The organism is Achromobacter sp. Marseille-Q0513, from assembly GCF_018195695.1.
Classification (GTDB): Bacteria; Pseudomonadota; Gammaproteobacteria; order Burkholderiales; family Burkholderiaceae_B; genus Achromobacter.
Genome location: NZ_JAGTJY010000007.1, coordinates 56,566 through 68,888, shown reverse-complemented (window position 1 = coordinate 68,888; position 12,323 = coordinate 56,566). Strand labels below are relative to the sequence as shown.

Below are 12,323 nucleotides of genomic sequence, written 5' to 3'. Positions count from 1 at the left end.
CTTCACCTTCACCGATCCCGGCGTCGCGCAACGGATGGGCCAGATGCTGCTGTTGCAGGCCGACGCGACCGCCAACAACGCCGACGACCGGGCGCTGCTCAAGCGCTTCCGCCTGTTCGGCCCGCCGGGCATCATGTTCTTCGAACCCGGCGGCAAGGAGCTGCCGGATGCGCGCGTCGTGGGCTTCCAGGATGCCAAGCGCTTCACCGAATCGCTGGACCGCGTGCTGACGCGCTGAGGCCGTGGCCTGCCGGGCGTTGAGCACGCGGCAGGCTCGGACAATTCCATGCCGCAAGGGCCGCGCCTGTCATGCGCGGCCCTTGCGCTTTCAGGACTGCCGCGTCGCGCGCGCGTCCACGTTCTGCCAGCCCAGCTCGGCCGACACCGCGTCGGCGCAGCGCTTGATGTCCGCGACCAGCGGGCTGTTCCAGCGCGCGTCGAACACGCCGGCCGCGCCGATCGCGGTGATCACCAGCACCACGTTGCCATTGGAATCGAACACCGGCGCGCTCAGGCCGTTGATGCCGGGGATGGGGTCGCCCACGGCGCGCGCAACGCCGCGCTGGCGCACCTCGCGCAGCGACTGCTCGAACTTCTCGGTATGGCTCAGCGTGGGCACCGCGCCCAGCCGCAGGAAGTCCTCGTGCAGCAGGCTTTCGATCTTCTTGGGCGGCAGCAGCGCCGCGAACACCTTGCCGGTGGCGGTGTTGGTCAGCGACATGACCGTACCGGTGCGCATGTTCACGTGGATCGGGTAGTTGGATTCGTGCAGGTGCACGATGACCGGCCCCAGGTTGCCCAGCACCGCGATGGCGATGGTCTGTCCGGTGCGTTCGGCCAGCTCGCGCGTCATGGGCACGGCGATCTTGATGGGGTCGAGCCGGTGCAGCGCCGCCAGGCCCAGCTGCAAGGCCAGCGGCCCCAGCTCATAGTGGCCGGAGGCGGGATCCTGGCGCACCAGGCCCAGCGTGCCATAGCTGACCAGATAGGCGTGGGCGTTGGCGCCGGACATGCCGGCGGCCTTGGCCAGCGCGCCCAGCGGCAAGGAAGAGGAATGCTCCAGCAAGGCCAGCAGCAGCTTGCCGCCGACTTCGATGGACTGGATGCCGCGGCGCCGGGGCGCGGCGGCCTGTGCGCCCGCGGGCGCCTGGCGTTTGCCGGAAGAGGTGTGGGCTACCATTTTGCTTTGTCGAACTCAGTTGTCTATGTTGGTAGTTTCGCTAATAGCGAACAGTATTGACATTATCGAACCGTCTGTCTACAGTCGCAACCATAACAAGGCCCGTCCGTTTCGAGCGGATGCGGGCCAGCCCCGGCGGGGCGATAAGTGGGTATGGAGACAACGTGGAAGATACTCGGCAATACGACTGCGACGTGCTGGTCGTGGGATCGGGCGCGTCCGGCATGGCCTCGGCCATCACCGCGGCCAGCGCCGGATTGAAGGTCCTGATCATCGAAAAGGAGCCGCGCTTTGGCGGTTCCACGGCCCGCTCCGGCGGCTGGCTCTGGATACCCGGCACCGCGCTGGCGCGCGTGCAGGGCATCCATGAAACGCCCGACGAAGCGCGCGCCTACCTGCGCCACGAGGCCGGCGACAGCTACAACGGCGAGCGCGTCGACGCCTTCCTGGCGCACGGCCCGGAAGCGGTCGACTTCTTCACCGCCAACACCGACGTGCAGTTCGACATGCCGCTGGTGTTCCCCGACTATCACGCGGAAGCCGCCGGCGGAAAGCAGGGCGGGCGCTCGATGGTGGCGCGCCCCTACGACGGCCGCAAGCTGGGTACTCACGTCAAGGACCTGGCGCCCGCGCTGCCCGAGCTGACCGTGTTCGGCATGATGCTGGGCTCGGGCAAGGAAATCGTGCACTTCATGCGCGCCACGCGCTCGCTGGCCTCGGCCTGGTACGTGGCCAAGCGCCTGTCGCGCCATTTCCTGGACGTGCTCAAGCATGGCCGGGGCATGACGCTGACCAACGGCAATGCGCTGGCGGGCCGGCTGGCGGCCAGCGCCTTCAAGCTGGGCATACCGCTGTGGCTGAACGCGCCGGCCAAGTCGCTGATCATCGAGGACGGCGTGGTGAAAGGCGCGGTGGTGCAGCGCGACGGCGCATCGGTGCGCGTGCGCGCCGCGCGCGCCGTGGTGTTGGCGGCGGGCGGCTTTCCCTACGATATCGAACGGCGCAAGCAGCTCTACGCTCACGCGCCCACCGGCGTCGAGCACTACTCGCCGTCGCCCACGGGCAATACCGGCGACGGCCTGCGCCTGGCCGAGAGCGCGGGCGGCAGCGTGAACACCGGCCTGCCCAATGCCGCGGCCTGGGTGCCGGTGTCGGTGGTCACGCGCAAGGACGGCAGCCCCGGCTACATGCCGCACTTCATCGACCGCGCCAAGCCCGGCGTCATCGCCGTCACGCGCAACGGCCGCCGTTTCACCAACGAGGGCGCCTCGTATCACGACTTCGTGCAGGACATGGTGCGCGCCTGCCAGGACGGCGGCGAGATCTGCGCCTGGCTGGTCTGCGACCACAAGACGCTGCGCAAATACGGCCTGGGCAGCGCCGCGCCGTTCCCGATGCCGATCAAGCGTTATCTGCGGACCGGCTACCTGCTGCGCGGATCCAGCGTTGCCGAGCTGGCGCAACGCGCCGGCATCGATGCCGGCAGCCTGCGCCAGACGGTGGAGGCCTTCAACGCCGAAGCAAGGCTCGGCCGCGATCCGCTCCACGGCAAGGGCAGCAAGGCCTACAACCGCTACCAGGGCGACGCGCTGCACGGCCCCAATCCCTGCGTGGCGCCCATCGAACAGGGACCGTACTACGCGATCAAGGTCATGATCGGCGATATCGGCACCTTCGCCGGCCTGAAGGTCGACGCCGAGGGCCGTGTGACCGATGCCGGCGGCGGGGCCATCGACGGCCTGTACGCGGTGGGCAACGACGCCTGCAGCATCATGGGCGGCAACTATCCCGGCGCGGGCATCACGCTGGGTCCGGCGCTGACCTTCGGCTATATCGCCGGCCGCAGCATCGCCGGCCAGCTGGCGAACCGCAAGCCCACGCGCGCCGCGCAAGCCGAGGCTCAGGCATGAGCCGGGCCGCCAGGCGCGCAACGCACGCGCCCCGCATTCGCTGACGCGACGGAGAAACACATGGACAAGGAAGGACTGCTGCAAGGCAAGCTGGCGCTGGTGACCGGCGCCGGGCAGGGCAACGGCCGCGCCCTGGCGCTGGGGCTGGCCGCCGCCGGCGCGCGCGTGATGGCGGCGGACCTGCGCGCGGACAGCGCGCGCGACACCGCCGACGCCATCATCGCCGCGGGCGGACAGGCCTGGAGCCTGGCGCTGGACGTGACCGACGCCGAGGCCTGCGCGGGCGCCGCCGCCGACGTGCAGCTGCACGCCGGGCCGATCGATGTGCTGGTCAACAACGCCGGCATCCTGATTCGCGAAGGCCTGGACAGCCCGCGCGCGGCCGAGAACTGGCGCCGTGTGCTGGACGTGAACCTGAACGGCAGCTTCAACATGATCCACGCCTTCCTGGGCGCGCTGCGCGCCACGCGCGGCGTGATCATCAACGTGGGTTCGATCGCCTCGTTCGCGGGTGTGGGCGCGGCGCTGGGCTATTCGCCATCCAAGGGCGGCGTGAAGATGCTGACGCAATCGCTGGCGCGCGACCTGGCCGCCGACGGCATCCGCGTGAATGCCATCGCGCCGGGCGTGATCGAGACGCCGATGACGGCGTCCACGCGCGAGGACCCGGCCAAGCTGGCCAGCTTCATGCAACGCATTCCGCTGGGCCGCGTGGGGCAGCCCGAAGACCTGGTCGGCCCCGCGGTATTCCTGGCGTCGTCCATGGCGCGCTATGTCACCGGCGTGTCGCTGCCGGTGGACGGCGGCTTCCTGGCGGTCTAGCGGCACGCCCGGCCACGCCGGGCCGCAATCCTTCATCGACACGCAGCACCTTCCATAAAAAACACAGGAGACAACGATGAACACCAAGGGGATCCTCTCCCGTCTTTCCAGAACGGCGGCGTGCATCGCGCTGGCCGCGGGCGCGCAGCAGGCGCTGGCCCAGGACATCAAGATCGGCTTCAACGGCGACCTGTCGGCCTCGCCCTCGGCGCAGAGCGGCCAGGCCGCGGTGTTGGGCCTGAAGACCGCCATCGAGGACATCAACGCCGCCGGCGGCCTGCTGGGCCGCAAGGTGGTGCTGGTGGTGCGCGACGATCTGTCGCAGCCGCCCAAGTCGATCCAGAACATGACGGACCTGATCGACAATGAAAAGGTCGTGGCCGTGTTCGGCCCGACCAACTCGGGCAACGCGCTGGCCTGGAAGCACATTCCCAACCAGAAGAAGGTGCCGGTGATGGGCGCCATCGGTTCGGGCACCGACATCACCAAGCCCATGCGCGCCGGCGCCGACAACTACATGTTCCGCGTCGGCATGGTGGACCGCGAACAGGTCGAGGGCGTGATCGGCTACCTGAAGCGCAATCCCAAGGTCAAGAACGTGGGCTTCATGATCGAGACCACCGGCTACGGCCAGAGCGCGCTCAAGGACCTGGAGGAAGTGGGCGCGGCGCAGGGCGTGAAGGCCGTGGCGGTGGAGAAGTTCGGCGTGGCCGACACCGACATGACCTCGCAGCTGAACAAGCTGAAATCGGCCGGCGTGGACACGGTGGTGATCTGGGCGCAGAGCACGCCCATCGCCCACGTGTTCCGCAGCATGGAGAAGATCAACTGGTTCCCGCTGACGCTGACGTCCTGGGCCGCCGACAACATCGCGTTCTACGACACGGCCGGCAAGACGCTGTCGGAAAAACCGTTCTTCCTGCGCACCATCACCGACAACCGTTCGCCGGCGCAGCAGAAACTGTACGACCGCGTCTCGGGCCAGATGACCTCGCCCACCGCCTTCGGTTTCCTGGCGCACGCCTATGACGGCATGCACCTGATGGCCATGGCGGTCAAGCAGGCCGGCTCCACCGATGGCGACAAGCTGCGCCAGGCGCTGGAAAACCTGCAGGGCACCTATGACGGCGCCATGAAGACCTACACCAAGCCGTTCTCGCCGACGGGCCACGACGCGCTGCTGGTGGGCGACTACAAGTGGGCGCACTGGCAGGACGGCAAGCTGGTTCCGTACGCGGACGACGTGACGCGCGCCGGCGCCAAGTAAGCGCGGGGCCGGGAAAGAAGAGGGGGCCATCATGATGGCGACGTTGTTGCAGGCGCTCGTCAGCGGGCTCGCCGTGGGAGGCGCGTATGCGCTGGTGGCGCTGGGATTCAGCATCACCTTCACCACGACGCGCACGCTGAATTTCGGGCATGGGGAGTTCGTGTCCGTGGGCGCGTTCGTCGGCGTGGGGGCCTTGTTCCTGCTGGCCGGCAAGCCGGCCACCACGGCCGCCTTCACGGGGCTGGACCTGACCGGTTGGCAGTATCTGCTGGCCGCCGTCGCGGCGGCGCTGGCGATGGGGCTGCTGGGCGTGCTGCTGTACGTGTTCGGCGTGCGGCCCTTCGCCGCGCGGCCGGGCATGGCCTGGGTCATGAGCACGCTGGGCTTCGGCATCCTGCTGCAAAGCGCGGCCTTCGCCGTGTGGGGGCCGGCGCCCGTGACGGTGCCGGCGCCATTTGGCGACGAGGTGATCCGCGTGTTCGGCGCGGGCGTGCGCACGCAGGAACTGCTGCTGCTGGCCGTGGCCGTCATCGTGATGCTCGCGTTCGACCGAGTCATGAACGGCAGCATGCTGGGCCGCGCGATGCGCGCGGTCGCCGCCAATCCGGCGGTGGCCAACCTGATGGGCATCAACGTCAACGCGGTGATGATCGGCGCCTTCTTCGCCAGCTCGGCGCTGGCGGGCCTGGCCGGCTTCCTGGTGGCGCCGATCACATCGGCCTCGATCTTCATGGGGCTGGCGATCGGCCTGAAGGGCTTTTCCGGCGCCATGATCGGCGGCCTGACCAATCCGCGCGGCTGCGTGCTGGGCGGCTTCGTGCTGGGCCTGCTGGAATCCTATGTGAACCTGTGGCAGTCGCAGTGGCGCGAGGTGGCGATCTTCGCGCTGGTGATCCTGGTGCTGGCCGTGCGTCCCACGGGCCTCTTCGGCAAGCGCCTGGTGGAGAAGGTATGACGCGGCGCGGACAAACCCTGACCACGCTCGTGGTGGCGGCGGCGCTGGCCGCCTGCGCGGCGCTGGTGGACAACGACTACTACCTGCGCATCCTGTTCATGTCCTGCGTGTACTACCTGTGCGCGGCCGGCGTGAACGTGCTGGTGGGCTACGCCGGGCAGAAGTCGCTGGGGCAGGCGGGCCTGTTCGCCGCCGGCGCCTACACCGCGGCGCTGCTGACCTCGCGCTGGCAGGTGGATCCCTGGCTGGCGCTGGCGGCCGCGCCCGTGGTCGCGGGCGTGTTCGGCGTGCTGATCGCGTTGCCGTCGCTGCGGGTCAAGGGCCCCTACCTGGCGATGGTGACGCTGGCCTTCGGCATCGTGATGGAAAAGATCGTCACCGAATGGGTGGACGTGTTCGGCGGCCCGTCGGGCCTGTTCGGCATCCTGCCGCCGACCTGGAACGGCAATCCGCTCAGCAACCAGCAATGGGTGTGGTTCGCGCTGATCCTGTGCGTGGCCACGCAGCTGCTGCTGGCCAACGTGCTGCAAGGACGCTTCGGCCGCGCGCTGCTATCGGTGCAGGCCGACGAGATCGCCTCGTCGTCGGTGGGCGTGCGGGTCTATCGCGCCAAGGTCGTCGCCTTCGTGGTGGCGGCCGTGACCTGCGGCATCGCCGGCGCGCTGGTGGCGCAGCAGAACCAGTACATCAATTCCGATTTCATCAGCTTCAACCTGTCCATCTTCATCCTGCTGCTGGTGCTGTTCGGCGGCGCGGGCTCGAAGGCCGGACCGGCGGTCGGCGCCATCGTGCTGACCGTGGTGGACGCGCTGCTGGCGCGCTGGCCGTCCGTGCAGCATTTCTTCTACGGCGCGTTGCTGCTGTTCGCGCTGTACGTGATGCCGGGCGGGGTGATGGGCCTGTTCGCGCGCCGTCCGCGCCGTGTCGACGAGGCGGATGCGCAACAGGGCGCCGCGCCGCCGCCCGCCGCGACGGCGACGCAAGACACCGCCAAGCCGTGCGCGCCGGCGCGGGAAGACCTGCTGCTGGTGGTGGAGAACCTGTGCAAATCCTATGGCGGCGTGAAGCCGGCGCAGGACATCTCGTTCTGCCTGCGGCGCGGCCACGTGCACGCGCTGATCGGTCCCAACGGCGCCGGCAAGAGCACGCTGATCAACATGCTGAGCGGCGTGGTCCTGCCCGACAGCGGCGTGATCCGCTATCGCGGCGCCGACATCGCCGGCGCGCGTCCGCACGCGATCTGCGCGCTGGGCGTGGGCCGCAGCTTCCAGAACCTGCGCCTGTTCGGCGAGCTGTCGGTGCTGGACAACGTGCTGCTGGGCCGCCATAGCCGCATGACGAACGGTTTCTGGGTCTCGCTGCTGGGCCTGCCCGGTGCGCGGGAACAGGAACGGCTGGCACGGGTGCGCGCCCGCGAACTGATCGCCATGGTGGGCCTGTCGCATCTGGCTGACACGCCGGCCGGCAGCCTGCCTTACGGCCTGCAGCGGCGCGTGGAGCTGGCGCGCGCGCTGGCGACCGAGCCCTCGCTGCTGCTGCTGGACGAGCCCGCCGCCGGCCTGAATCCGCAGGAAACCGCCGAGCTGGGCGCCTTGCTGGCGCGCATCAGCGCGACCTGCGGCATCACGCTGCTGATGGTCGAGCATCACATGGACCTGGTGATGGCGATCTCAGACCACGTGATCGTGCTGGACTACGGCGTCAAGATCGCGGAAGGCAAGCCCGCCGAGGTGCAGGCCGACAAGCGGGTCATCGAAGCTTATCTCGGCGCCGGCATGGCCTGAGGCGGGAACGAAATGCTGAAACTTGAATCCCTGCGCGTGTCCTATGGCGCGATCCAGGCCGTGCGCGACGTATCGCTTGAGATCCGCACGGGCGAGATCGTCACCATCATCGGCGCCAACGGCGCCGGCAAGAGCACGCTGCTCAAGGCCGTGGCCGGACTGGAGCCGGCCCAGGACGGCCGCATTACCTTCATGGACCGCGATATCACGCAGCTGCCCGCGCACCAGCGCGTCGGGCTGGGCCTGGCGCTGTCGCCGGAAGGGCGCGGCGTGTTCGCCGACCAGACCGTCTACGACAACCTGCTGCTGGGCGGCTATGCGCGGCGCAAGGACCGCGACGCCATCGCGGCCGGCGTGGAGCGGGGCTATGCGCTGTTCCCGCGCCTGCGCGAACGGCGCGACCAGCTCGCCGGCACGCTGTCCGGCGGCGAGCAGCAGATGCTGGCGATGGCGCGGGCGCTGATGTGCGAGCCGCGCCTGCTGTGCCTGGACGAGCCTTCGCTGGGACTGGCGCCGCTGATCGTGCAGGACATCTTCGCGGCCATCCGGCGGTTGCGCGACGACGGGCTGACGATCGTGCTGGTGGAGCAGATGGCGAACCAGGCGCTGGACGTGGCCGACCGCGCCTATGTGCTGGAGACCGGCCGCGTCACGCTCAGCGGGACCGGCGCGCAGCTGCTGTCCGACCCGAAGGTGCGCGCGGCCTACCTGGGATCGCATTGAGCCCGACGGGCCGCCGCGCTACCATGTCGGCGGCGCCGCGCGGGCGGCGCTCTTCATCCGCAACCCACCCTACGCGCAGGCCGACGCCGTGACGTCCCCAACCCTTGATGCGGGCAATGACCGCGTCGGCTTCATCTATCTGCAACTGCTGTTCGTCATGGCCACGTGGGGCCTGAACATCGTCGCGGTCAAGTACCTGACGCAGTACATGGACGCGCGCATCCTTGCGGCCGTGCGCATCGTCATCGCGCTGCTTGTCGTCACCCTCATCATCAAGGCGCGCGGCGGCCGCATCCCGAAGCTGACGCGCGCGCAGCTGGGCTGGCTGGCGCTGGCGGGATTCCTGGTGGTGTACGCGCACCAGGCGGCGCTGGTGGCGGGGCTGGGCCTGACCTCGGCCGCCAATGGCACGCTGATTATGGCCACCAGTCCCTTGCTGTCGGCGGTGCTGGCCGCGGTGTTCTATCGCGAGCGGCTGACGCCGGCGCGCGTGTGCGGCGCGCTGCTGGGCCTGGCCGGCGTGGCGCTGGTGGTGCTGGGCAGCGGCAAGGCGCTGGGCGCGGCCGGCTGGGGCGATGCCATGGTCTTCCTGGCGGTGGTGGTGTTCGTGTGCGGCGGGCTGGTGATCCAGCGTATGTCGCGCAGCATGGCGCCGCTGGCCATGCTCTGGTACATGTACCTGGCCGGCGGGCTGATGCTGGCCGCGCACGCGGGTACGGCGCCATCCACCTACCGGGCCGAGTCCTGGAGCATGGCGTGGTGGCCGTGGCTGGTGCTGCTGTTCTCCGCCGTGGTGGCCTCGGGCATCAGCAACATCCTGTGGAACGGCGGTATCGCGCGGCTGGGCATCAGCCGCGCCTCGCTGTTCCTGAACTGGCTGCCGATATTCGGCCTGCTGTTCGCGGCGCTGTTCCTGGGAGAGACGGTGGGCGCCACGCACGCGGCCGGGCTGGCCTGCGTGCTGGGCGGTACCTGGCTGGGATTGCGGCGCGGCGCCAGCCCGGCGCGCGCCGCCGGCGAGCCGGGCAAGGCCCGGCCCTGAGCGCGGCTCAGCGCGGACGCGAGAGCAGGCGCGCGGCCTCGATGGCGAAGTAGGTCAGGATGCCGTCGGCGCCGGCGCGCTTGAACGACAGCAGCGCTTCCATCATGACCTTGTCGTGGTCCAGCCAGCCATTGGCGGCGGCGGCCTTGATCATCGCGTATTCGCCGCTGACCTGGTAGGCGAAGGTCGGCACGCGGAAGGCGTCCTTGACGCGGCGCAGCACGTCCAGGTAAGGCATGCCGGGCTTGACCATGACCATGTCAGCGCCTTCCTGCAGGTCGGCGGCCACTTCGCGCAGCGCCTCATCCAGGTTGGCCGGATCCATCTGGTAGGCCATCTTGTTGGACTTGCCCAGGTTGGTGGCCGAGCCCACGGCGTCGCGGAACGGGCCGTAGAACGCGCTGGCGTACTTGGCCGAGTAGGCCATGATCTGCGTGTGGATGTAGCCGTTCGATTCCAGCGCGCGGCGCACGGCGCCGATGCGGCCGTCCATCATGTCGCTGGGCGCGACCATGTCCACGCCGGCCGCGGCCTGCGTCAGCGCCTGCTTGACCAGGATCTCGACGGTGGGCTCGTTGACCACGTAGCCGTTGGCGTCGATCACGCCGTCCTGGCCGTGGCTGGTGTACGGGTCCAGCGCCACATCGCACAGCACGCCGAGTTCGGGGTAGCGTTCCTTCAGCGCGCGCACCACGCGCGGGATCAGGCCGTCGGGATTGGTGGCTTCGATGCCGTCGGGCGTCTTGAGCGCGGGATCGATGGCGGGGAACAGGGCCAGCACCGGGATGCCCAGCGCCACGCATTCCTCGGCCACCGGCAGCAGCGTGTCCAGCGAGTAGCGCACCACGCCCGGCAGCGAGGGCACGGCCTGCTGCAGCCCTTTGCCTTCGGCCACGAAGACCGGGTAGATCAGATCGTTGACCGTCAGCGCGTTCTCGCGCACCAGGCGGCGGGTGAAGTCGTCGCGGCGCAGGCGACGGGGACGGGAAACCGGGAACTCAGGGGTGATGATCTGCGGGCTCATGGTACGACCTTGGGGGAAATCCAATTCTCGATGTGGGAGGCGGCCTCTTCCAGGCCGATGCGCTCGGTGGCCGAGAAGGGGATGGTGTGCAGCGCGCCGATGTCCGCGAGATCCTTGCGGACCGCGAAGATGGTGCGCATGCGCTGGCCATACGGCAGCTTGTCGGCCTTGGTCAGCAGCGCCAGCACCGGTCGTCCGGTGGGGGCGATGAAATTGGCGAGGCGGCGGTCCAGCTCGGTGACGCCGCGGCGGATGTCGATCAGCAGCACGATGCCGGCCAGCGATTCCCGGTCGCGCAGATAGCCGCCCAGGATGTCGGCCCACTTTTCCTTTTCGTTGCGGGCCACCGACGCATAGCCGTAGCCGGGCAGGTCGACCAGGAAGCCGATATGGCCTTCGGGGTCCAGCGGATCGGGCAGGCCGAACATGTTGATCAGTCGCGTTCGGCCCGGCGTCTTGCTGGAGAAGGCCAGCCGGCGCTGGTTGCACAGCACGTTGATCGCCGTGGATTTACCGGCGTTGGAACGGCCGACGAAGCAGACTTCCGGCGCGCTTGCGGCCGGCAGCTGGTCGAGGCGGGCCGCGGAAGTGAGGAAGGAGGCGCGATGGAGGAGGGACACGGCAGGGCTTTTGGATACGGTTGGTTTCAGCCCCTATTGTATAATCCGGCGTTTGCAACAGTGGTCCCGTGCGCGGAGCCGTCTTTTTTGCCCACTGCCAGCAGCGGTTTTCGGCAGGCAAAACTGGCAGAACAGGTTCGTTACGGCTTTCCAGGGTGTGCGGGCAGGCGTGGGCGCCATTTGCGCCTTGATCGTGCGATTGTCGCGAGGTCTTCATGAAGCGTGTGCTGTCCCGGATGTTGGTTGCGAGCGGGCTGTTGCTCGGCGCCTCCGCCTTATCTACCGCCAGTTTCGCCGCCGAGGGCGCGGCCGGTCCGGCCAAACCCGATGCTGCCAAAGGTGGCCAGCTGTTCGACCAGGGAGACGCCTCGCGCGGCATCATCGCCTGTGCCTCCTGTCATGGCGCGGCGGGCAACAGCACCATCCCGGTGAATCCCAACCTGGCCGCGCAACCCCACGAATACCTCGTCAAGCAGCTGACCGACTTCCAGGTCAAGCAGGGCGCCAAGCTGCCCGTGCGCAATGGCGCCGGCGGCAATCCGACCCCCATGACCGCCATGGCGCAGAACCTGACGCCGGCCGACATGCAGAACATCGCGCTGTACCTGGCGCAGCAGCCGCTCAAGGAGCCCGCCACGGCCGGCCAGGAGAAGCTGGTTGATCTGGGTCAAAAGATCTGGCGCGGCGGTTTGCCCGAACGCAACGTGCCGGCCTGCGCGGCATGCCATTCTGCCAATGGCGCCGGACTTCCCGGCCAATACCCCCGTCTGTCGGGCCAGTTCCCGATGTACATCGAAGAGCAGCTCAAGCTGTTCCGCAGCGGCGACCGCGCGAATGACGTGATGCACGCCATCGCCGATCGCATGTCGGACGCCGACATCAAGGCCGTGGCCGACTACGCCGCGGGCCTGCGCTAGCGGACCATCCTGCGCGCGGCTCGTCCGCGTCGTCAACACGGGCGCGAGGAACCAGATCGCCTCGCGCCAGTCTATGAGG

Annotated in this window: 11 protein-coding genes and 1 pseudogene; 9 read left to right on the top strand and 3 right to left on the bottom strand. The window is 68.9% G+C overall.

Features of this window, described 5'->3' with window-relative positions; genetic code table 11:
- Positions 1-238: pseudogene (locus KDH83_RS03370) on the top strand (protein-disulfide reductase DsbD); the annotation flags it as partial.
- Between the two features lie 90 nt (positions 239-328).
- Here the strand turns inward: KDH83_RS03370 and KDH83_RS03365 are convergent.
- Positions 329-1,180 (bottom strand): IclR family transcriptional regulator, encoded by an 852-nt coding sequence (locus KDH83_RS03365; protein ID WP_249204800.1) that lies wholly within the window; start codon positions 1,178-1,180, stop codon positions 329-331.
- 164 nt (positions 1,181-1,344) lie between these two features.
- Here KDH83_RS03365 and KDH83_RS03360 point away from each other — a divergent pair, with 164 nt between their 5' ends.
- The 7 genes from KDH83_RS03360 (at position 1,345) to KDH83_RS03330 (ending at position 9,683) form a co-directional block, all read left to right on the top strand.
- Positions 1,345-3,090, top strand: coding sequence for an FAD-dependent oxidoreductase (locus KDH83_RS03360; RefSeq protein WP_349291597.1), 1,746 nt, complete (start codon positions 1,345-1,347; stop codon positions 3,088-3,090).
- A 60-nt stretch (positions 3,091-3,150) separates the two neighbouring features.
- Positions 3,151-3,912, top strand: coding sequence for a glucose 1-dehydrogenase (locus tag KDH83_RS03355; RefSeq protein WP_212312774.1), 762 nt, complete (start codon positions 3,151-3,153; stop codon positions 3,910-3,912).
- Between the two features lie 76 nt (positions 3,913-3,988).
- Complete coding sequence (locus KDH83_RS03350; RefSeq protein ID WP_103271710.1) at positions 3,989-5,179, top strand: ABC transporter substrate-binding protein; 1,191 nt, start codon at positions 3,989-3,991, stop codon at positions 5,177-5,179.
- Positions 5,180-5,210: 31 nt separating this feature from the next.
- Entirely contained in the window at positions 5,211-6,134 is a 924-nt protein-coding gene (locus KDH83_RS03345) for a branched-chain amino acid ABC transporter permease (protein WP_212312772.1), read from the top strand.
- Positions 6,131-7,918, top strand: a complete 1,788-nt coding sequence (locus tag KDH83_RS03340) for a branched-chain amino acid ABC transporter ATP-binding protein/permease (protein WP_212312770.1) — start codon at positions 6,131-6,133, stop codon at positions 7,916-7,918. The genes KDH83_RS03345 and KDH83_RS03340 overlap by 4 nt, the downstream gene beginning before the upstream one ends.
- Before the next feature lie 12 nt (positions 7,919-7,930).
- The gene (locus KDH83_RS03335; RefSeq protein ID WP_212312768.1) at positions 7,931-8,641 is read left to right on the top strand and encodes an ABC transporter ATP-binding protein; all 711 of its coding nucleotides are present in this window, start codon (positions 7,931-7,933) and stop codon (positions 8,639-8,641) included.
- 88 nt (positions 8,642-8,729) lie between these two features.
- The gene (locus KDH83_RS03330; protein ID WP_349291596.1) at positions 8,730-9,683 is read left to right on the top strand and encodes a DMT family transporter; all 954 of its coding nucleotides are present in this window, start codon (positions 8,730-8,732) and stop codon (positions 9,681-9,683) included.
- 7 nt (positions 9,684-9,690) lie between these two features.
- On the opposite strand, the gene hemB is transcribed toward KDH83_RS03330, so the two are convergent.
- Positions 9,691-10,707 carry a porphobilinogen synthase gene (gene hemB, locus KDH83_RS03325; protein WP_212312766.1) on the bottom strand — a complete coding sequence of 339 codons (1,017 nt, stop codon included), beginning with the start codon at positions 10,705-10,707 and terminating at the stop codon, positions 9,691-9,693.
- The gene (gene yihA / locus KDH83_RS03320) at positions 10,704-11,327 is read right to left on the bottom strand and encodes a ribosome biogenesis GTP-binding protein YihA/YsxC (protein WP_103271705.1); all 624 of its coding nucleotides are present in this window, start codon (positions 11,325-11,327) and stop codon (positions 10,704-10,706) included. The genes hemB and yihA overlap by 4 nt, the downstream gene beginning before the upstream one ends.
- Positions 11,328-11,542: 215 nt before the next feature.
- Between yihA and KDH83_RS03315 the strand changes: the two genes are divergently transcribed.
- Entirely contained in the window at positions 11,543-12,244 is a 702-nt protein-coding gene (locus KDH83_RS03315; protein WP_212312765.1) for a c-type cytochrome, read from the top strand.
- Positions 12,245-12,323 lie beyond the last annotated feature (79 nt).

Coding starts and splice junctions, on each gene's coding strand:
- KDH83_RS03365 (WP_249204800.1), bottom strand. CDS start 1,180: ATGGTAGCCCACACCTCTTCCGGCAAACGCCAGGCGCCCGCGGGCGCA.
- KDH83_RS03355 (WP_212312774.1), top strand. CDS start 3,151: ATGGACAAGGAAGGACTGCTGCAAGGCAAGCTGGCGCTGGTGACCGGC.
- KDH83_RS03350 (WP_103271710.1), top strand. CDS start 3,989: ATGAACACCAAGGGGATCCTCTCCCGTCTTTCCAGAACGGCGGCGTGC.
- KDH83_RS03345 (WP_212312772.1), top strand. CDS start 5,211: ATGATGGCGACGTTGTTGCAGGCGCTCGTCAGCGGGCTCGCCGTGGGA.
- KDH83_RS03340 (WP_212312770.1), top strand. CDS start 6,131: ATGACGCGGCGCGGACAAACCCTGACCACGCTCGTGGTGGCGGCGGCG.
- KDH83_RS03335 (WP_212312768.1), top strand. CDS start 7,931: ATGCTGAAACTTGAATCCCTGCGCGTGTCCTATGGCGCGATCCAGGCC.
- hemB (WP_212312766.1), bottom strand. CDS start 10,707: ATGAGCCCGCAGATCATCACCCCTGAGTTCCCGGTTTCCCGTCCCCGT.
- KDH83_RS03315 (WP_212312765.1), top strand. CDS start 11,543: ATGAAGCGTGTGCTGTCCCGGATGTTGGTTGCGAGCGGGCTGTTGCTC.